Below are 19,466 nucleotides of genomic sequence, written 5' to 3'. Positions count from 1 at the left end.
GCACCCGCGGCGCGCTGAACACCGCCGACGGAAGCCGGTTCACGCAATTCTCAGGAAAGCCGCCGCCCGAGCCCGTCGCCGGCGGCGTCCTGTATCCGCCCTGTGACCGGCGCCCGCGTAGAACTTCGGCCCATGTTCACCACACGCAAACGCGCATGGGCGCAGACCCTGCTCGCCTCGTCCGCACTGGTTCTCGGTGCGGCGCTGGCGGGGTGCTCCGACGATTCCGAAGCCGCCTCCTCCGACGGCGGCACGTCCGCCTCCGCGGGCAGCCCCTTCGACCAGGCGGTCGAGTACGCGCAGTGCATGCGTGACAACGGGGTGCCGGAGTTCAAGGACCCGGAGCAGGACACCGGCGGCGTCATGTTCAGGCAGGGCGGATTCGACCCGGAGTCCGCCGAGTTCAAGGCCGCGGAGGAAGCCTGCCGCGACAAACAGCCGCAGCGCCAGGGCGGCCCCAACGGCGGTGAGCCGCTGGACTCCGAGAAGGTCGCGGAGTGGGCCGAGTGCATCCGCCAGAACGGCCTGCCCGACTTCCCCGACCCCGAGATCGACGGCAACAGCATGGTCATGGACATGGACGCCGTCGACCCGACGACGTTCGAGCCGGCCCGGAAGGCCTGCCAGGACAAGTACCCCGGCGGCGGCATGCGGATCGGCGGGGGCCCGCAGTGACCAGCCGTGAGGAGACGGAAGAGCTCAGCCGGCGGCAACGGCCGCCCGGCGCACTGGACGTCCGCTCGCCCGGGCCGCTCACCGCGGCGGGCGACAGCGAGGATGACCGCCCCGAGGCGGACGGGCCCGGCGAACTCACCGCCGCCGCCCCGCCGGTGGACGGCGATGGCCCGGCGAGCGGCACCGGAACGGGGCGGCGGCGCCGCAGGGTGCGGATGGCGCTGATCGTGGTGATCGCGATCGGTGTCGCCGCGGCGGCGGGGCTCGCCGCCACCGGCGCCCTCGGCGGCGAGGACACCGAGGAGCCCGCCGCCGGCCCGTCCGGCCCGGCCGCGACTGCCCGGGTGGAGCGGACGACGCTCACCGGCAGCGAGACCGTGGACGGCACCCTGGGCTACGGCGACGTGTCCACCGTCCAGGCCATCGCCCCGGCGGGCGGCGGCACGGACCCCGGTGGCGGTACCGGACAGCCGGGGCGAACCGCCGGATCCGCGGCGGAAGCCGGCGGCGGCGCCGCGGACACGGGCGCCGGCATCGTCACCTGGACGCCCAACGAGGGCACCACGATCAGCCGCGGCGAGACCGTGTACGGCGTGGACGGCGCGAAGATCCCGCTGTTCTACGGGGACACCCCGCTGTACCGCACGCTGTCGGACGGCAGCGAGGGCGGAGACGTCGAGCTTCTCGAACGCAACCTCGCCGAGCTCGGCTACACGGGGTTCACCGTCGACGAGACGTACAGCCCCGACACGGCGGACGCCGTGTCCGACTGGCAGGAGGACATGGGCCGCGAGCCGACCGGCGTCGTCGAGGCCGGCGACGCCGTGACCGCCGAGGGCGCCCGGCGCGTCGCCGCGCTGCAGACCTGGCCCGGTGCCCAGGCCGAGGGAGCGGTCCTCGACTGGACCGGCACCGAGCGGGTCGTCTCCGTGGAGCTGGACGCGCAGTTCGAGGAGCTCGTACGGGTCGGCACCGAAGCCGAGGTCGAACTGCCCAACGGGACCACCGTGGACGGCAGGGTGACCGACATCGGCACCCCGCCCGCCGCCACGGGCTCCGGCGCCGGCTCCGACGGCGCCGCGGCCGAGGGCGAGGAGGACCAGGAGTCCACCCTGCCCCTGCGGTTGGCGGTCGGGAAGCAGGACGAGCTCGGCCGTTACCAGGCCGCACCCGTCGACGTGGTGCTCGGGGCGGAGACCCGCGAGAACGTGCTCGCGGTGCCCGTGAACGCGCTCGTCGCCCGGCAGGGCGGCGGCTACGCGGTGCAGAAGGTGTCCGCGGCCGGCGGCACCGAGTCCGTGCCCGTCGAACTGGGCATGTTCGCCGACGGGCTGGTCGAGGTCAGCGGCGACGGCATCGAAGCCGGCATGTCCGTGGGGGTTCCGCAGTGACCGTCCCGTCCCCTCCGGTGGTCGAGCTGACCGGGGTCACCAAGTCCTACGGGGACGTCGCCGCGCTCCGTTCCGCCGACGTCGTCATCCGGCGCGGCGAACTGCTCGCGGTCGTCGGCCCGTCCGGTTCCGGCAAGTCCACCATGCTCAACATCATGGGGACGCTCGACCGCCCCTCCGCGGGCACCGTCCGCATCGACGGCCACGACGTCGACCGGCTCGGCGACCGCGAGCTGTCGGCCCTGCGGGCGGGCACCATCGGCTTCGTCTTCCAGCAGTTCCATCTCGCCCCGGGCGTCGCCGCGCTGGACAACGTAGCCGACGGCCTGCTCTACAGCGGCCGGACCCGCGCGGAGCGGCGCCGCCTCGCCGAGCGGGCCATGCGCCGCGTCGGGCTGGGCCACCGCCTGTACCACGAGCCGCACCAGCTCTCCGGCGGCGAGAAACAGCGCGTCGCCATCGCGCGCGCGGTCCTCGGCGACCCGCCCCTGCTGCTCGCCGACGAGCCCACCGGCGCGCTCGACTCCCGCTCCGGGGCGGTCGTGATGGAGCTGCTGCACCAGCTCCACGAGGCCGGCACCACCGTCGTCGTCATCACCCACGACCGCGACATCGCCGCCTCCCTCCCTCGCGAGGTCCGCCTCAAGGACGGCGGCATCGAGCACGACTCCGCCTCGGGCACGGCCCTCCCGGCGGCACGGATCTCCGAGGGGGCCCTGCGATGACCGCGCCGCACGCGACGGCGGAGACCGGCCGCGCGCAGCCGCCCGTACCGCCGCCCACGCCGCCGAAGCCCGCCCGGATGACCCCGGCGGACGTGCTGCGGGTCGGTGGCTCGGGGCTGCGCTCGCGGCCGATGCGGGTGTTCCTCTCCGCGCTCGGCATCGCCATCGGCATCGCCGCGATGATCGGCGTCGTCGGCATCTCCACCTCCTCGACGGAGGACCTGGACCGCCGGCTGAACGCGCTGGGCACCAACCTGCTCACCGTCACCCCCGGGCAGTCGTTCACGGGCGCCGAGGCCGGCCTGCCGGAGGAGTCCGTGGCCATGATCGGGGCCATCCCCGAGGTCGAGAACGTCTCCGCCGTCGGACGCCTCGACGCGAACGTCTTCCGCAACGACCGGATCCCCGAAGAGCAGACCGGCGGACTCAGCGTCAGCGCGGCCCGCGTCGACCTGCCCGAGTCCGTCGGGCTGCGGATCACCGACGGCCGCTGGCTGAACGGCGCGACCAGCCGCTACCCCGCGGTGGTCCTCGGCCCCAAGGCCGCCGAGCAGCTCGGCATCTACGCGGCGGGGCCCGACTCGCAGGTGTGGCTTGGCGGCAGGTGGTTCACGGTCGTGGGCCTCACGGCGTACAACGAGCTGGTGCCCGAGCTGGACTCGGCCGCGCTGGTCGGCTGGGACGTCGCCGAGGACGTGCTGGACTTCGCCGGCAGCCCCACGACGATCTACACGCGCAGCGAGGAGTCCGCCGTCGCTCGGGTGCAGTCCGTCCTCGGCGCCACCGCCAACCCGGAGAACCCCAACGAGGCCACCGTCTCGCGCCCCTCCGACGCCCTGGCGGCGAAGGAGGCCACCGACGAGACGCTCAGCGGCCTGCTGCTGGGGCTGGGCGGGGTGGCGCTGATCGTCGGCGGGGTGGGCGTGGCCAACACCATGGTCATCTCCGTCCTCGAACGCCGCTCCGAGATCGGCCTGCGGCGCTCGCTGGGCGCCACCCGCGGCCAGATCCGCAGCCAGTTCCTCTGCGAGGCGCTGCTGCTGTCCGGGCTCGGCGGCCTCGGCGGCGTGGTCCTGGGCATCGGCGTGACCGTCGGCTACGCCACGTCCCAGGACTGGGCGACGGTGGTGCCGGTGTGGGCGATGGCCGGCGGCATCGGCGCGACGCTCCTCATCGGCGGACTCGCCGGGTTCTACCCGGCGGTGCGGGCCGCCCGGCTGCCTCCCACCGAGGCGCTGGCCACCACCTGACGTGCCGGTGCCCCGACGCGGGAGCAGGCACGGGTGAGTCGGTAGGCAGACATGTCCACCCGGACCGCGGTGCCCCTGCTGTCTCTCCTCGGGGGGCGGGGGCACCGCTCCCGGCGCCGGCCAGCCCCGCCGAGCCGGGCGCGGGCCCAAGCGGCCCTGTGGCCTGGGCTGTTACCAGGGGCTTATGCGCCCTCCGGCACGCTGACGGCATGCGTGTGCTCATCGTGGAGGATCACCGGGAGCTGGCCCGGACCGTCGCCACCGGACTGCGCCAGGACGGCATGGACACGGACCTCGCGTACGACGGCCGGGAGGCGGTCGACCGCGCCTCGACCCGCGCGTACGACGTGATCGTTTTGGACCGCGACCTGCCGGGGCTGCACGGCGACGAGGTGTGCCGCGCGCTGACCAGGCACGGCAGCAGCACCCGGGTGCTGATGCTCACCGCCTCCGCCACCGTCGCCGACCGCGTCGACGGCCTCGGCCTCGGCGCCGACGACTACCTGACCAAGCCCTTCGCGTTCGCCGAACTGATCGCCCGCATCCGCGCGCTCGGCCGCCGCCCGCCGAACGCCGTGCCACCGGTCCTCACCCACGGCGACCTGACCCTCGTCCCCGCGCAGCAGCTCGCCAGCCGCGGCGGCCGGCGGCTCGGCCTGTCGCGCAAGGAACTCGCGGTGCTGGAGCTGCTGTTGTCCGCGCGGGGCGCCGTGGTCTCCGCCGAGGAACTCCTCGAACGGGCCTGGGACGGCGCGACGGACCCGTTCACGAACGCCGTGAAGGTCACCGTCAGCAGGCTGCGCCGCAAGCTCGGCGACCCGCCGGTGATCGAGACCGTTCCCCATGCCGGATACCGCATCTGAGCCCGCCCGCCGCGCCGCCCGCCGGCCCCGCTGGACCGTGCGGCTGCGGCTGACGCTGCTGTACGGCGCGCTGTTCCTGGCCTCCGGCGCCGCGCTGCTCGCCCTCACCTACGCGCTCGTCGCCCGCGGCGACGCCGCCAAGGGCGTCCTCGTCACGGTCGGCTCCGAGCCGGCCGGCGGCCAGGGCGACCCGGACATCCGGCACGTGGCCAACGAGCGCCACGAGGCCGCGCTGCAGGCCCTGCTCGCGCAGTCCGGCATCGCGCTCGCCCTCATGACCGCCGCCTCCGTCGGCCTGGGCTGGGTGATGGCCGGGCGGGTGCTTCGGCCGGTACGGGTCATGGCGGGCCGGGCCCGGCGGATCTCCGAGCACAACCTGCACGCGCGGCTGGCCGTCACGGGTCCCGACGACGAGCTGAAGGACCTCGGCGACACCTTCGACGGGCTGCTGTCCCGCCTGGACGCCGCGTTCGAGGCGCAGCGCCGGTTCGTCGCCAACGCCTCCCACGAGCTGCGCACGCCGCTGACGCTGCAGCGCGCGATGGTCGAGGTGGCGCTCTCCCGCCCGGGCGCGGACGCGGCGTCGCTGCGTGCCGTGTGCGAGCGGGTCGTCGCGGCGGGGGAGGAGCAGGAGCGGCTGATCGAGGCACTGCTGACGCTGGCCGGCGGGCAGAGCGGGCTGATGGCCGCCGAGCCCGTCGACCTCGCCCGCGTCGCCCGGTACGTGCTGCACGACCGCCGCCCCGCCGCGCCCGGCGAGCTGGACCTGCACTCCTCGCTGCGCCCCGCGGTCACCTCGGGCGACGGGCGGCTCATCGCGCGGCTCGCGGGCAACCTGGTGGAGAACGCGCTGCGTTACACGCCCGCGGGCGGCTGGGTGCGGGTGAGCACGGGCGTCGGGGAGGCGGGCTACCCGTTGCTGCGGGTGGTCAACAGCGGCCCGCGGATCCCCGCGGAGCGCATCCCCGGTCTGTACGAGCCGTTCCAGCGGCTGCAGCCGCGGGCCGCCGGCGGCGGCCACGGTCTGGGGTTGTCCATCGTCGGCGCCGTCGCCGCCGCGCACCGCGCGGAGGTGACCACCGTGCCGGGTCCGGAGGGCGGGCTCGCGGTCACGGTGGAGTTCCCGCCACCGGACCCGCCCGACCAGCCGGACCCGCCCGACTCGCCCGGCCCGCCGGACCGGTGAACACGGGCCAGAAACCCGCCCGGCGGTCAGCTCGCGCCGATCATCTCCACCTCGCCGCCGAGCTGCTCGACCTTGCCGTCGTCGGGGACGTGCGCCGCGTTCTGCACGGCGTAGTACTCCCGCACGCCCAGCGGCTCCTTCTCCTTGACGTACAGCCTCGTGGCGTCGCCCGGAACGATGTGGAAGCCCGGCCGGGTCGCGAAGTCCACGCGCGCGTCGTAGGAGTTGAAGACGGCCAGCGCGCCGCCGTCGGCCGTGCGCAGCGCGTAGACCTCCGGGAAGGCGGGCTCGTACGCCTCGTCCCACTTGGGGTTCACGGACTCGAACTCGGTCTCGAAGGAGCCGTCGTGCTCGGGCCTGATCCAGTCCCGGCGGGTGGCGTGGTCCTTGACCATGTTCGCGCGCACCTCGCTGTCCGCGAGGAGCCTGCCGTCCTTCTTGCCGCCCGAGACGTAGAGGTCGTTGACCGCGTCGTCGAGACCGTCGAGCGCGGTGGTGCCCACCTCGGCGTCGGCGGGCAGCGCGGTCGGCAGGCCGCCGTCGCCGCGGGCCACCTCGGGGACCCGGCCCTGGATGCCGACGGAGGCGACGTTCTTCCAGGTGCCGCCGGTGCGTTCGAAGACCAGCAGGCTGCGGTCGCCCTCGTCGTAGCCGGGGCCCTCGACGGGGGCGTCGACCATGTACCAGTCGCCGCGGGCGGGTATGTGGAACGCGGCCTCGTCGGCGCGGTAGCGGAACGGCTTCCGGTAGAGCTTCTGGTACTTCTTCTCGTACGTGGGGAACTGCCGGTACTGCGCCCGGCTCTGCTGGTACAGCGCGCCGCCCTCGACCTCGCCGAGCGCCTCGCCGTCCAGGTCGGCGTTGGCCGCGTTGTTCGTTTCGACGTAGTTCTCCAGCACCGCGCGGGCCCGGGCCTCGCTGAGCAACGGGCGGGGCCGCGCCTTCTCGTCCCCGGAGCCGCCCGTGTCGTCCTCCGAGCCGCCGCTGCACGCTGTCGCCAGCAGGAGCGCGGCCAGACCCGCGGCGGCGGTGGATATGGCGGTCTTCTTCGTGCCCATGGGCGCAAACCCCCCGATGCGGTCAAGATCAGTGGTCGGGGCGAGTCTAAGCACTGGCCCCGCGCCGCCCGCGCCTACCCCCGGACGCGGCGGGCGGGCGAACTCCGTGGCGGGCGCGGGCCGGCGTGGCTAGGGTGAGGACCATGCGAACCGGATTCGTTTGACGCTGACGGGCCCGTGGCCCTCCTTCCGCCCGATGCGCGAGACGACACCCGCCATCGAGACGAGAGGAGACGACGTCGTGACGTCGTTGTTCAGCCACCAACAGATCGAGCACTTCCGCGCCTTCGGGTACGTGGTGCTGCGCGGCCTGCTCACGGACGAGGAGACCGGCCGGCTCACCGCCGAGGTGACCGGCAGCCTCACCGACGCCTACGGCGGCCTCGGCACCGACACCGACCCGTACGACGAGGGCGGCATCCGCGGCGACTACCTGCCGCTGGCCGCCGACCGGACGCCCTTCAGCCAGTCGCTGATCGCCGACGACCCGCGGCTGTTCCAGGGCTCCGCGGAACTGTGCGGGCGGATGACCGTGCCCACGGTGCCCAGCGCGGTCTGCTTCACCACCAACGCCGGCTGGCACACGGACATCGGCCCCGACGTGCCCGGGGTGACGTTCCTGGCGCATCTGGAGCCCCGCACCGCGCGCACCGGCGCGCTGCGGGTGGTGCCCGGGTCGCACGACCCCGCGTACGCCAGGAGACTGGCCGCGTACCGCGGTCTCGACCCCGCCAACCAGGGGTTCCCCGGCTGGCCGATGCCCGAGACCGTGCTGGCCACGGAGCCGGGTGACGTGCTGGCGTTCGACGTCCACCTGCTGCACCGCTCCGTGGGCGGCGGGCGGCGGCCGGCGTGGCGCACCGAATATCTGGCGTGGCCCGGGCTCGGCGACGCCGAGGGCATGCGCGTGGTCCGGGAGTTGCTCGCCGAGGACGCGTACGAGGACGCGGAGTTCGACCGCGCACGCTGGCCGGAGTGGGCGGAGTGGGCGGCCGGGGCCGCGGGGATCGCCTCGCGGCAGACGGCGCTCGACCGGCTGCGGCTGCTGGGTGTCGTACCCGAGGCCCGTGCCGCCGCTCAGGCGCCGGCCGGGTCCTGACCCGGACCCGGAAGACGAAGCCGTGGCCCCCGCCCGTGCGGCGGGGGCCACGGCCCTCCTTCTCGGTGCGAAGTCGCGGGGCCCGGGCGGGCCTTGCGGCGACGGCTACCAGCGGTACCAGCGGGAGCGCCGGCCGCCGCCCGCGGGCGTGGTCCGCATCACGAAGCCCAGCAGCCACAGCACGAGCACGGCCACCGCGATCCACCACAGGACCTTGACCGCGAAGCCGGCGCCGAACAGAAGAAGCGCCAGCAGAAGTACCAGCAAGATGGGAAGCATCTCGTCACCTCCGCGTGACGGGTCCCCCGTGTGCCGGCGACTACACCGTTCCCGTCACGCGTCGTCGGCCAGTGCCGCGCGCACCCGCCGGAGTTTGTCCGGATTGAGCACCGTGTAGATCCCGTGGATCCGCCCGTCGCGGACGTCCAGACTCACTACCTGGTCCGCGCCGGCCATGCTGATCCACAGCGCCGGCGCGCCGTTGGCGTCGATGAGGCGCGCGTCCGGCAGCGGGCCGTAGCGGGTGACGAGCCCGCGCAGGAAGGCCGCCACGTTCGCCCGCCCCACCACGGGCCGCCGCGCCGCGCGGACCTTGCCGCCGCCGTCGCTCCACGCCACGACGTCCTCGCTCAGCAGCTCCGTCAGCGCGCCGAAGTCCCCGCCCCGCGCGGCGTCGAGGAACCGGGTCAGCAGCCGCTCGTGCTCCCCGGCGGACGGCTTGAAGCGCTCCGCCCCGGCGGCGATCCGCCCCCGGGCCCGGTGGTGCAGTTGCCGGGCGTTCGCGGGGCTCACCCCCACCGCCTCCGCGATCTCCCCGTACGGCATCCGGAACGCCTCCCGCAGCACGAACACCGCCCGCTCCGGCGGCGTCAGCCGCTCCATCAGGTGCACGGTGGCGTACGAGACGGTGTCCTTCAGCTCCACGGTCTCCAGCGGCCCGAGGTCGTCGGTGAGCACCGGCTCCGGCAGCCACGGCCCCCGGTACGCCTCGCGCGTGACCCGGGCGGAGCGCAACTGGTCGAGTGCGAGCCGGGAGACGACGGTGGTCAGGAACGCGTGCGGCTCGCGGACCGCGTCCTGGTCCGTGTGCTCCCAGCGCAGCCATGCCTCCTGCACGACGTCCTCGGCGTCCCACATGCTGCCGAGCAGCCGGTAGGCGAGGCCGAGCAGCACCGGCCGGTACCGCTCGAACTCGGCGGCGATCTCCATGGTTCCTCTCGCGCGACGTGCGTGCCGGGTCCGCGCCCGCCGGGACGCGCCGCGCACCGGCGTGTCCGCGGCGGCGAAGACGGCGACGCGCGGCGGTGGCTGTCCGGCCAGGTGAACACGCGGCACGCGCGCCGGACGTCCCGGCACGCGGGCCGCCGGGAAAGGCGGGTGCCGGCGGCGTCAGATCACCCGCCTGCGGCGGGCAGCCGCTCCTCGGCCGCCGCGAGGATCTCGGTCACGCGCAGCCCGAGGCGTACGTCGCGGGGGTCGGGCCGGCCGCTGTCGGCCGCCTCCAGCAGCGCGTCAACGGCCCGGACGAACGCGGGCACGGGCCCCTCGTCGTCCCGCTCCGGCGCCACCTGCACGCCGGGCGTGCCGTGCAGGTGCACGGTGACCCCCGACGCCTGCGGCGGGACGGTGTGGCTGAGCGTGTACGTGCTGGAGGCGCCCGAGGCGTGCCGCAGCGTGAGGTGCACGGTGTCGCCCGGGCCGCGGGCGGAGGTGACGGCGCCGGGCGCCGCCGGGTCCACGTCGCCGAGGACCGGCAGCAGCATCGACAGCGCATGCGGCCCGACGTCCCACAGCGCGCCCTTCTCGCCGCGCCAGGGCGAGGCGGCGTACGGGGAGTCGGCGCCGGCGAAGACGGGGGAGAGCCAGTCGGCGCGGCCCAGCAGCCAGCCGTCCTCGCCGGCCCGCTGGGCCAGCCAGTCGGCGGTCTCCTCGCGGAAGCGCAGCGTGAAGAAGACCACGGAGGCCACCCCGGCGCGCTCCACCGCGTCCACCACCCGCCTGGCGGTGGCCACGTCGGTGGCGACGGGCTTGTCCAGCAGCAGATGGCGGCCCGCCGCCGCGGCGCGCTCCGCGAGCGGCGCCTGCACGTCGGGCGGCAGCGCGACGGCCACCGCGTCGCAGTCGGAGAGGAGGGCGTCCACGTCGTCGTACGCGCGGGTGGAGAAGCGGTCGGCGAGCGCGCGGGCCGCCTCCGGGCGCCGGCCCCACACGCCGGCGATCTCCGCCCGCGGGTGTGCCTGGAGTCCGGGGGCGTGCGCGCGCTCCGCCCAGGGGCCGGTGCCGAGGAGTCCGAATCGCATGCGCCGAGTCTACGATCACGCCGTAGCCGCAGGCCGGGGGGCCCGTGCTGCCGCGGCCACTCCCGCGGTCACTCCTCCGGGCGCGCCCGGCTGGGCTGCACGCGCTTCGGCTCGCCCGCCATCTTCGGATGGTCCGGCGGGTAGGGCATGTCGCCCTGGCCGTGGTCCTGTTCCTGCCGCGCGGACAGCTCCAGCAGCGAGGTGATGTCGAAGGCGTGCTCGTCCATGTCCGCGTGCACGTCGCCGACCTCGGCGAAGCGTTTCACCATGGTGACCAGGTCGAAGTCGTCCGGCTCGGCGTCGTCCACCTCCTCCCAGCGCAGCGGCGCGGAGACCGGCGCGTGCGGGTGCGGCCGCACCGAGTAGGCCGAGGCGATGGTGCGGTCGCGGGCCATCTGGTTGTAGTCGACGAAGACCTTCTCGCCGCGCTCCTCCTTCCACCACGCGGTGGTGACCTGCTCCGGCATCCGCCGCTCCAGCTCCCGCCCCGCGGCTATCACCGCGCGGCGCACCTGCACGAACGTCCAGCGCGGCGCGATCGGCACGAACAGGTGCATCCCCCGGCCGCCCGAGGTCTTCGGCCAGCCGGTGAGCCCGTGTTCGCCGAGGACGGCGCGCATCTCGTGCGCGGCGCGCACGGCGTCGGCGTAGTCCGTGCCGGGCTGCGGGTCGAGGTCGATCCGCAGCTCGTCCGGGTGCTCGGTGTCGCCGCGCCGTACCGGCCACGGATGGAACGTCAGCGTGCCGTACTGGGCCGCCCAGACGACCGCCGCCGGCTCGGTGGGGCACATCTCGTCCGCGTACCGCCCGCTGGGGAAGGTGATGCGGGCGGTGGGGATCCAGTCGGGCGTGTTCTTCGGCGCGCGCTTCTGGAAGAACGACTCACCGCTTATCCCCTCGGGATAGCGTTCGAGCGTCGTCGGCCGGTCCCGCAGCGCGCGGAGGATCCCGTCGCCGACGGCGACGTAGTACTGCGCGAGGTCGAGCTTCGTGTAGCCCTTGGCCGGGAAGAAGACCCGGTCCGGGCTGGACAGCCGTACCGTTCTGTCGCCCGCTTGGAGCTGAATCGCTGCACCCATGTGCGCAACGGTAAGGCGGATGTCCGGATCCCGCCTTACCGTTGCGCACATGGATCTGCCGGTGATGCCCCCCGTGAAGCCGATGCTCGCCAAACCGCAGAAGAAGCTGCCGCCCGGGATGCTCTACGAGGCGAAGTGGGACGGCTTTCGCGCCATCGTCTTCCGCGACGGGGACGCGGTCGAGATCGGCAGCCGCACCGGCAAGCCGCTCACGCGCTACTTCCCGGAGCTGGTGGAGGCGCTGAAGGCCAACCTGCCCGAGCGGTGCGTCGCGGACGGCGAGATCGTCATCGTCCGCGGCGACCGGCTGGACTTCGACGCCCTCACCGAGCGCATCCACCCCGCGGAGTCGCGGGTGCGTCTGCTCGCCGAGCAGACGCCGGCGAGCTTCGTCGCCTTCGACCTGCTCGCGCTCGGCGACGACTCGCTGCTGGACACCCCGCAGACCGAGCGGCGCGCGGCGCTGCTGCGCGCGCTGGCAGACGCCGAGGCGCCGGTGCACGTCGCGCCGGCGACGCTCGACCTGGCGGTCGCCGAGGAGTGGTTCGAGCAGTACGAGGGTGCCGGGCTCGACGGGATAATCGCCAAGCCGACCGGGCTGCCGTACCGGCAGAACGAGCGGGTGCTCGTCAAGGTCAAGCACGAACGCACGGCCGACGTGGTGCTCGCCGGCTTCCGCTGGCACAAGTCGGGGCCCGTGGTCGGCTCCCTGCTGCTCGGCATCAACGACGACAAGGGCGTGCTCCAGCACGTCGGGGTGTGCGCGGCGTTCTCGATGAAGCGGCGGGCCGAGCTGGTCGAGGAGCTGGCGCCGCTGCGGATGGACACCCCCGAGGAGCAGGCGGAACACCCGTGGGCCGACTGGGCGAAGGAGGAGGCGCACGAGTCGGCGCGGCTGCCGGGGGCGCCGAGCCGGTGGAGCGGGCAGAAGGACCTGTCGTGGGTGCCGCTGCGGCCGGAGCGGGTGCTGGAGGTGGCGTACGACCACATGGAGAACGGGGCCCGCTTCCGGCACACCGCGCAGTTCCGCCGCTGGCGCCCGGACCGTACGCCGGAGAGCTGCACGTACGCACAACTGGAGGAGCCGGTCACCTACGACCTGCACGAGGTGCTCACCCACCGCCCGCGGGAGTGAGCCACCGGCGCCCCGGCGGCTGAACGGAACCTGTCGGTCAGCCGGAGTTGGCTTCCCGGACCCGCCGCCTTCGCCGGCCCCCGGCACCATGTCTCCATGGATGCCACCGCCCTGGCGCGCTCGCTGTTAGAGCCCGTCCCCGCCCACCGCACCGCCGGTCTCACGGTGCTGCGCGCCATCGACGGCGCCGCAGAGGTCGCCGTCGAGGCCCCCGGTGTGCTCGGGAACGTCATCGGCTCGCTGCACTCCAGCGGCCTCGCCACCCTCGTCGACGCCGCCGCGCTGGCCGCGATCCTCTCCGCCGGCGACGCGCCCGGCGAGCTGGACGGCGTGCTGCCGCTCGGCGCCTCCGCCTCGTTCGAGTACCTGGCGCCCGCCCGCGGCCGGCTCATCGCCTCCTGCAAGCTCAGCTCGTCGGCCGTCCAGGTACTGCGCCCCGTCCTCGCCGGCACCGCCGACCGGGCGCGCATCAGCACCCAGGGCGTCGTCACCGACGAGCGGCACGCGGTGGTGTGCCGCGGCGGGTTCGAATGGAGCGTGCGCCGCGTCACGCGCACCGCGGCCAGCCGCCCCCGGCGCTGACGCCGCCCGGTCGGCCCGTCCGCCGGCTCAGCTCTGCGGGGTCTTGGCGAACTCCGCCAGGAACGCCTCCCCGAACGCCTTCAGGTCGCCCGGCTTGCGGCTGGTGACCAGCGTGTTCGGCCCGTCGTGGCAGATCTGGACCCGCTCGTCGACCCAGGTGCCGCCGGCGTTGCGGATGTCCGTCTGCAGGCTCGGCCACGACGTGAGCGTCCGCCCGCGGACGACGTCCGCCTCGACCAGCAGCCACAGCGCGTGGCAGATCGCCGCCACCGGCTTGCCGGTCCGGAAGAACTCCCGGGCGAAGGACACGGCGTCCGCGTCCATGCGCAGGAAGTCGGGGTTGGCGACGCCGCCCGGCAGCACGAGCGCGTCGTACGCGTCGGCCGTCGCCTCGGCGACGGACTGGTCGACCTCGAAGGTGTCCGCCTTGTCCAGGTGGTCGAACGCCTGCACCCGGCCCGGTCGGGTGGAGACCAGCCGGGGCGTGTGGCCGGCGTCCATGGCGGCCTGCCACGGCTCTGTCAGCTCGACCTGTTCGACCCCCTCGGGAGCCACGAGAAATGCGATGTGCATACGGCCGCGTCCTTTCGACGATCTTGGTGTTCACCGATCACGGTGCGTGCTGCCGATGATCATCTCCGATCCCGCTCCGGAGGCGAGACCCGCGGGTACCCGGCGTGGCGTGGGCGGACACGTCCCGAGCCGCCGGGCGGGGCACCCGAGGTCGCACGGGAGCGCGCCGCCCGGCGCGTCGTGGACCCGGGCGCCCGGGGGCCGCGAGGATGGGGGCATGGGAGCCACGCCGCCTACGGCCATGCGGGCCTGGGCCGTCACCGCGAAGGGCCGGCTGGAGCCGGTGGAGCTGCCGGTGCCCGAGCCGGGGCCCGACGAACTGCTGGTCCGGGTGGAGGCGTGCGCGGTGTGCCGTACGGACCTGCACGTACGCGACCACGACCTCCCGCCGCACAAGACGCCCGTCGTCCCCGGCCACGAGGCGGTGGGGGAGGTGGTCGCGGCCGGCGCCGCCGCCGAGCGGCGCATCGGCTCCCGGGCCGGCATTCCGTGGCTGCGCCACACCTGCGGCCGCTGCCGCTGGTGCGAACGGGGCCGCGAGAACCTGTGCCCCGAGTCCCGCTACACGGGCTGGGACGCGGACGGCGGCTACGCCGAGTACGCCGTGGTGCCCGCCGCGTACGCGTACGCACTGCCCAAGGAGCCCGCCGCCGAGGAGCTGGCACCGCTGCTGTGCGCCGGGATCATCGGCTATCGCGCGCTGCGGCTGGCGGAGCTGCCGCCCGGCGGCCGGCTCGGCCTGTACGGCTTCGGCGGCTCCGCGCATCTGACCGCCCAGCTCGCGGTCGCGCAGGGCGCCGAGGTGCACGTGCGCACCCGCTCCCGCGCGGCGCAGCGGCTCGCGCTGGAGCTGGGCGCCGCGACGGCGGCGGGGGCCGACGAGCCGGCGCCGGAGCCCTTCGACTCGGCGGTGCTGTTCGCGCCCGTCGGCGAGTTGGTGCCGGTCGCGCTGGCGGCGCTGGACGCCGGCGGCACGCTCAGCGTCGCGGGCATCCACCTCTCCGCCATTCCGGAGCTGGACTACGACCGGCATCTGTTCCGCGAGCGGGTGCTGCGCAGCGTCACCGCCAACACCCGCGCCGACGGCAGGGAGTTCCTCGCCGCGGCCGACGCGCACGGGGTGCGTGCGACCGTCACCCCCTACTCCTTCGACCGCGCGGCCGAGGCCCTCGACGACCTCGCGGCGGACCGGGTCAGGGGCGCGGCGGTGCTGCGGATGCCGGCGGGCTGACGGCGCCCGGGCGGCCCGCCGCCGCGGTGGCGGCCCGCCGCCTCGGTGACCGGCGCGGGTACGGCCGGCCGGGATCCCGCGTCGCGGTCAGCCGCGCGGCACGTACACGACCCACACCTGCCCCTTCGCCAGCGGCATCGGATCGCCGTCGGGCGTGGTGAACACCGTGCGGTCCGCCGCCGTCTGCCGATCCCACTCCGCGGCGTACGCGCGGCCGTCCCGCAGCACCGTGGCCTCGCCCGACCCGACGGTCTCGGTGAACGGCGAGTTGTTGCCCCACCGGTCGCCGAACCGGCCCTTGCGGATCGTCGTCTCCTGCAGCACCACGGTCGGCGGCGCGAGCCGCTCGCCGCCGCTGGTGGCCGCAGTGCCGTCCATCCAGACCTCCCAACCGCGCCGCTCGGCAGACCAGTCGAAGGTGAAGCTCGCGGCCGGCATCTCCACCGTGCGCGCGCCGGTCCTGCGGCCGCCGGCCGGGGCCTCGCCGGTCTCGTACGGCGGCGGGGCGTCCAGGTCCGCGAGTTCGGGGGCGGCGTCGGTGAGGGCGTCGGGGCGCAGGTAGAGGTTGTGCGGGACGGGCCGGTCGGTGCCGCGGAAGTACGCGCCCGGCAACTGCTCCGGCGGCACCGGGCGCAGCGGGGCGCGGTTGATGTACGGCTTGAGCCGGGACTGCGCGCCCGAGTACGCGAGCACCGGGTCGTCGTACTGCGCCAGCAGCTCCAGGTCCGTCTCGCGGGCGCTGCGCACCGGTCCGACGACGTCGGGGAGCCCGGAGGCGTAGACGGCGAGGAAGCGGCTGAGGCCGGCCTCGACCCGCTCCACGTGCACGACGTCGGCCTCCTCCAGGCCCGTGTGCGGCCGGGCGGGCGCGGCGTTGTCCAGCTTCACGCCCAGCACCGGGCCCTCGGGCACCGGCGGCTCGTCCGCGGGGGTGGGCGTGGGGGACGCGGACGGGGAGGCGGGGGAGGAGCGTGCCTGGGGGCGGTGCGCGGGCTCTTCGGTGCCGTCGTGCGACCGGGCGAGGAGCACCGCGGCGACGGCGACCGCGGGCACCAGGAGTGCCGCCGCTGCGGCCGCGTGCTTCTTGTTCAACGAACCCCCCACTCGGCGTGCTACCGGTGATCTACCCGCCCCGGCGGCGCTCTACCGCGGCGGTGCTAGCGCAGGAGCTGATCGGCGACCACGAACGCGAAGCCGGCGACCAGCACCGCCATCGCGACCCGGGTGCGGCCCGCGCGGCTGAGCATGATCGCGGTGCCGGAGAGGATGAGGGCGCCGCCGTAGAGCGCGAACGTCAGCAGCGACGGCTCCCTGCGGAACTGCACCACCATGGCCACGCCGACCGCCACCATCACGCCGGCGGAGGTCAGGGCCCGGACGCGGCGCGCCTGCCGCGGGGTCAGCCGGGGCGGCGGCGGCTCGTCGGCCGTCTCGTCGTCGAGCAGGTCGCCGGGGTCACCGGCGCCGGGCGTGTGGGGGTCGCCCGCGTCGGTGCCGGCCGCGCCTATGCCGGCCGTTCCGTCGTCCTCGGTCCCGCCGGCCTTTCCGTGGGTCCCCTCGTTGCCGCCGTTTCCGGTCTTTCCGGGCTTTCCGGTCTCGCCGAGGTCCGTGTCGTCGATGTCGGTGTCGTCGCGGGAGGTCATGTGCGCCGAGCGTAGTCGCCCGGCCGCCGCGCGGGAGGGGCGGGCCGCGATCCGGCCCGGATCAGCGGGCGTTGCCGCCCCGGCGGGCGCGCAGCCGCGGAACCTAGGTGCGGCCCTCGTCCTCCTGCGCCGTGCGGAGCGTCTCGGCGGGCGGCATCCAGTCGGCCCGTACGACCGGGAAGCCGGCCTTCTCGTACGCCGCGCAGACCGGCTCGTCGTCGTCCACGACCACCGCCACGGTGCGCCCGCGGGCCACCCGGCGCAGCAGCTCGGGCTTCGCCACCCGGGCCGGCCGCCGGTCGCCGGCGCGGCGCATCCACAGCGGGCCCTCGGGCAGGCCGTGGTCGGCGAGCCAGGCCACGGTGTCCCGGCGGGTGCGCTCCGGCCGGCCGGTGACGTAGCAGACCTCGCAGGTCTCGGCCCACTGGAGTGCCAGTGCCACGCCCTCGGGCAGCGGCGGGTCGAGGGGTGCCGCGCGGAAGAAGGCGTCCCAGTCCTTCGGGGAGGACGCGACGTGGTGGAGCCGGTGCCGGGTGTCGGTGAGGGTGCCGTCCAGGTCGAACACCGCAAGGTCTCGCTTCGCCACGCCGCCAGCCTACGGGCGCTCGCCGGCCCCGTCCCACCGGGTGCCTTACGGATCACCGGCCCCGCCCGTTACCGTGCCCCGATGGATCGACGCCAGACCGCCGGCGCCGGGATCGCCCTCGCCCTGCTGCTCGTCGTGGGCCTCCTCGTCGCCCTCGCCGTTGTCTTCACCGGTGACGACGACGGCGACGACGACGCGGCCTGCACCGGCCTCGCCGTCTCCGGCTGGAGCGCCGACGCCGCGACGACGGACGAGTTCGAGCGCTACGGCAACGACGCGGCCCGCACGGACGACTGGACCGGCGGCGACGGGAACCACTCCGTCCGGCTGCCCGACGGCCGCACCCTCTGGCTGGTCTCCGACCCATACCTCGGCCGGGTCGAGTCGCCGCCCAACCGCCAGGGCCAGCCGCACGCCTGGCGCGACACCACCCTCGGCACCCCTGCCTGGACCCGCAACGCCGCCCTCGTGATGTCCCGGGACGGCCGTCTCGAACGCACCCTCCTCGGCGGCGCCCCCGGCGCGCCCGCCTCCCTCTTCCCCGAACCCGGCGCTCCGGTGCGGCAGTGGCGCTGGCCGGTGCACGCCGTGGTGGAGCCGCGGTCGCCCGGCTCCTCCGAGCAGGTGCTGCGGGTGCTGCTGTGGCACCGGCAGGAGGCGCAGCAGCCGTGGATCTACGGGGTGCCGCTGGCCACCGAGGTCGCCACGCTCTCGCTGCCCGACCTGCGACTGGAGGGCATCACCCAGGTCGACGACCAGTCCCGGATCGCCGACCCGGCGGACCGCGTCGTCTACGGCGCGGCGGCCGTCCGGCACGGCGACTGGACGTACGTGTGGGGCGGCACCGACGGCCGCACCCCGGAACAGGCGGAGCGCAGCTCCCGCGCCCACCTCGCCCGCGTCCCCGCCGGGCGGCTCGCGGACCGTTCTGCGTGGCGGTACTGGGACGGCGAGCGCTGGAGCAGCGAGGCGGCCCGCTCGCGGCCGGTGCTGGGCGACGGCGGCCGCAAGGGCGTCGGCAGCGCGTTCAGCGTGGTGCGCGAGGGCGACACCTGGGTGCTGTTCACGATGGACGCGGGCGGACCGGGCGGGAGCGGGCTGACGACCGTCGCCTCGTACTGGGCGTGCCGGCCGGAAGGCCCCTGGCACGGGCCGGACAAGGCGTTCACCGCGCCGCTGCCCGAGGACGCCGGCGGCGGCTCGGGCGCCGCCGCGTACAACCCGCAGGCCCACCCCGGCGTCGGCTCGGGGGACGGGCTGCTGCTCGGCTACGACGTCAACTGGCTGGACGCCTCGGCCGACGCCGTCTCCGCCCAGGTGCACCGCAACGTCGCCCTGTACCGCCCGCGGTTCGTCCGCCTGCACCTCGATACGGTGGAGTGATGACGGACGAGGCGCCGGGCGAGGGCACCGCGGTCGACTTCTGGTTCGACCCCGTGTGCCCGTGGACGTGGACGACGGCGCGCTGGCTGACGGAGGTGCGGCGGCTGACCGGCATCCGGGTGCGCTGGCGTGTCATGAGCCTGGAGGTCCTCAACGAGGGCCGCGAGGTCAACCCCGAGGACCCGCGGGGGGAGTGGGGCGCGTACCTGTGGATGCCCGTGCGGGTCTGCGCCGCCGTCGCGGAGCACCACGGGCCAGACGCGCTCGGCCGCTACTACGCGGCGCTGGCCACGCGGCTGCACGAGCGCGGCGAGCGGGACGCCCCGGCCCGCGCCCTCGACGACGCCGGGCTCCCCGGGGAGCTGGCGGCCGCGGCCGAGTCGGAGGCGTACGACGACGCGGTACGGGCCTCGCACGCCGAGGGCATCGCGCTGGTCGGCGCCGACGTCGGCAGCCCGGTCCTCGCGGTCACCCCGCCCGGCGGCCCCCGCTTCGCCTTCTTCGGCCCCGTCGTCTCGCCCGCGCCGCGCGGCGACGACGCGCTGCGGCTGTGGGACGGGCTGCTGGCGCTGGGCGGCGTGCCCGGCCTGTACGAGATCAAGCGGACCCGCACCGACGAGATGCCGTCGTTCGGGTAACCGCCGTCCCCGGGCCGGTACCGGGGGATCGCCGCACCCGCGGCGGACCGGCACGGAACAATGCCGTCC

General features: G+C 75.1%; 21 protein-coding genes. 12 read left to right on the top strand and 9 right to left on the bottom strand.

The genetic code is table 11. From position 1 onward, the window contains the following. Positions 1–132 precede the first annotated feature (132 nt). The 6 genes from O7599_RS02285 (at position 133) to O7599_RS02260 (ending at position 6,090) form a co-directional block, all read left to right on the top strand. Positions 133–675 carry a hypothetical protein gene (locus O7599_RS02285; protein ID WP_281620368.1) on the top strand — a complete coding sequence of 181 codons (543 nt, stop codon included), beginning with the start codon at positions 133–135 and terminating at the stop codon, positions 673–675. Then, positions 672–2,066, top strand: a complete 1,395-nt coding sequence (locus O7599_RS02280) for a peptidoglycan-binding domain-containing protein (protein WP_281620367.1) — start codon at positions 672–674, stop codon at positions 2,064–2,066. Before O7599_RS02285 ends, O7599_RS02280 begins: the two co-directional genes overlap by 4 nt. Further along, a complete protein-coding gene (locus O7599_RS02275) occupies positions 2,063–2,791 on the top strand; it encodes an ABC transporter ATP-binding protein (protein ID WP_281620366.1) in 729 nt (242 codons plus the stop codon). The genes O7599_RS02280 and O7599_RS02275 overlap by 4 nt, the downstream gene beginning before the upstream one ends. Continuing rightward, on the top strand, positions 2,788–4,041 hold the full coding sequence (locus O7599_RS02270) for an ABC transporter permease (RefSeq protein WP_281620365.1): 1,254 nt from the start codon (positions 2,788–2,790) through the stop codon (positions 4,039–4,041). Before O7599_RS02275 ends, O7599_RS02270 begins: the two co-directional genes overlap by 4 nt. A 209-nt stretch (positions 4,042–4,250) precedes the next feature. After that, positions 4,251–4,904 (top strand): response regulator transcription factor, encoded by a 654-nt coding sequence (locus tag O7599_RS02265; protein WP_281620364.1) that lies wholly within the window; start codon positions 4,251–4,253, stop codon positions 4,902–4,904. Then, positions 4,885–6,090 (top strand): ATP-binding protein, encoded by a 1,206-nt coding sequence (locus O7599_RS02260; protein ID WP_281620363.1) that lies wholly within the window; start codon positions 4,885–4,887, stop codon positions 6,088–6,090. The genes O7599_RS02265 and O7599_RS02260 overlap by 20 nt, the downstream gene beginning before the upstream one ends. Positions 6,091–6,116: 26 nt before the next feature. On the opposite strand, the gene O7599_RS02255 is transcribed toward O7599_RS02260, so the two are convergent. Then, entirely contained in the window at positions 6,117–7,148 is a 1,032-nt protein-coding gene (locus O7599_RS02255; RefSeq protein ID WP_281620362.1) for a hypothetical protein, read from the bottom strand. A 196-nt stretch (positions 7,149–7,344) separates the two neighbouring features. Here O7599_RS02255 and O7599_RS02250 point away from each other — a divergent pair, with 196 nt between their 5' ends. After that, on the top strand, positions 7,345–8,247 hold the full coding sequence (locus O7599_RS02250) for a phytanoyl-CoA dioxygenase family protein (RefSeq protein WP_281620361.1): 903 nt from the start codon (positions 7,345–7,347) through the stop codon (positions 8,245–8,247). 105 nt (positions 8,248–8,352) lie between these two features. On the opposite strand, the gene O7599_RS02245 is transcribed toward O7599_RS02250, so the two are convergent. The 4 genes from O7599_RS02245 to ligD form a co-directional block, all read right to left on the bottom strand. Beyond that, positions 8,353–8,526 carry a hydrophobic protein gene (locus tag O7599_RS02245; protein ID WP_281620360.1) on the bottom strand — a complete coding sequence of 58 codons (174 nt, stop codon included), beginning with the start codon at positions 8,524–8,526 and terminating at the stop codon, positions 8,353–8,355. A gap of 54 nt (positions 8,527–8,580) precedes the next feature. Further along, a complete protein-coding gene (locus O7599_RS02240; protein ID WP_281620359.1) occupies positions 8,581–9,456 on the bottom strand; it encodes an RNA polymerase sigma-70 factor in 876 nt (291 codons plus the stop codon). Between the two features lie 185 nt (positions 9,457–9,641). Beyond that, the gene (locus O7599_RS02235) at positions 9,642–10,547 is read right to left on the bottom strand and encodes a Gfo/Idh/MocA family oxidoreductase (RefSeq protein ID WP_281620358.1); all 906 of its coding nucleotides are present in this window, start codon (positions 10,545–10,547) and stop codon (positions 9,642–9,644) included. A gap of 68 nt (positions 10,548–10,615) precedes the next feature. Next, positions 10,616–11,626 (bottom strand): non-homologous end-joining DNA ligase, encoded by a 1,011-nt coding sequence (gene ligD, locus O7599_RS02230; protein WP_281620357.1) that lies wholly within the window; start codon positions 11,624–11,626, stop codon positions 10,616–10,618. 49 nt (positions 11,627–11,675) lie between these two features. Between ligD and O7599_RS02225 the strand changes: the two genes are divergently transcribed. Then, the gene (locus tag O7599_RS02225) at positions 11,676–12,761 is read left to right on the top strand and encodes an ATP-dependent DNA ligase (RefSeq protein WP_281620356.1); all 1,086 of its coding nucleotides are present in this window, start codon (positions 11,676–11,678) and stop codon (positions 12,759–12,761) included. 96 nt (positions 12,762–12,857) lie between these two features. Further along, positions 12,858–13,343 (top strand): hypothetical protein, encoded by a 486-nt coding sequence (locus O7599_RS02220; RefSeq protein WP_281620355.1) that lies wholly within the window; start codon positions 12,858–12,860, stop codon positions 13,341–13,343. Between the two features lie 27 nt (positions 13,344–13,370). Here the strand turns inward: O7599_RS02220 and O7599_RS02215 are convergent, their stop codons facing one another. Further along, positions 13,371–13,916 (bottom strand): type 1 glutamine amidotransferase domain-containing protein, encoded by a 546-nt coding sequence (locus O7599_RS02215; protein ID WP_281620354.1) that lies wholly within the window; start codon positions 13,914–13,916, stop codon positions 13,371–13,373. Positions 13,917–14,157: 241 nt separating this feature from the next. On the opposite strand from O7599_RS02215, the gene O7599_RS02210 reads away from it, so the two are divergent. Continuing rightward, complete coding sequence (locus O7599_RS02210) at positions 14,158–15,147, top strand: zinc-binding alcohol dehydrogenase family protein (protein WP_281623251.1); 990 nt, start codon at positions 14,158–14,160, stop codon at positions 15,145–15,147. An 87-nt stretch (positions 15,148–15,234) separates the two neighbouring features. On the opposite strand, the gene O7599_RS02205 is transcribed toward O7599_RS02210, so the two are convergent. From O7599_RS02205 to O7599_RS02195, 3 genes are all read right to left on the bottom strand, one after another. Next, positions 15,235–16,239 carry a DUF3048 domain-containing protein gene (locus tag O7599_RS02205; protein WP_281620353.1) on the bottom strand — a complete coding sequence of 335 codons (1,005 nt, stop codon included), beginning with the start codon at positions 16,237–16,239 and terminating at the stop codon, positions 15,235–15,237. Positions 16,240–16,304: 65 nt separating this feature from the next. After that, positions 16,305–16,790, bottom strand: a complete 486-nt coding sequence (locus O7599_RS02200; protein WP_281620352.1) for a hypothetical protein — start codon at positions 16,788–16,790, stop codon at positions 16,305–16,307. Positions 16,791–16,893: 103 nt separating this feature from the next. After that, a complete protein-coding gene (locus tag O7599_RS02195) occupies positions 16,894–17,355 on the bottom strand; it encodes a hypothetical protein (RefSeq protein WP_281623250.1) in 462 nt (153 codons plus the stop codon). Between the two features lie 102 nt (positions 17,356–17,457). Here O7599_RS02195 and O7599_RS02190 point away from each other — a divergent pair, with 102 nt between their 5' ends. Together O7599_RS02190 and O7599_RS02185 are read left to right on the top strand one after the other, a co-directional pair. Then, positions 17,458–18,759, top strand: coding sequence for a DUF4185 domain-containing protein (locus O7599_RS02190; protein WP_281620351.1), 1,302 nt, complete (start codon positions 17,458–17,460; stop codon positions 18,757–18,759). Next, positions 18,759–19,397, top strand: a complete 639-nt coding sequence (locus tag O7599_RS02185) for a DsbA family protein (protein WP_281620350.1) — start codon at positions 18,759–18,761, stop codon at positions 19,395–19,397. Before O7599_RS02190 ends, O7599_RS02185 begins: the two co-directional genes overlap by 1 nt. Positions 19,398–19,466: the final 69 nt, after the last annotated feature.

Source organism: Streptomyces sp. WMMC500 (assembly GCF_027497195.1).
Lineage (GTDB): Bacteria > Actinomycetota > Actinomycetes > Streptomycetales > Streptomycetaceae > Streptomyces.
The sequence above is the reverse complement of the archived record's forward strand: the minus strand, read 5'-3'. Positions and strand labels throughout refer to the sequence as shown.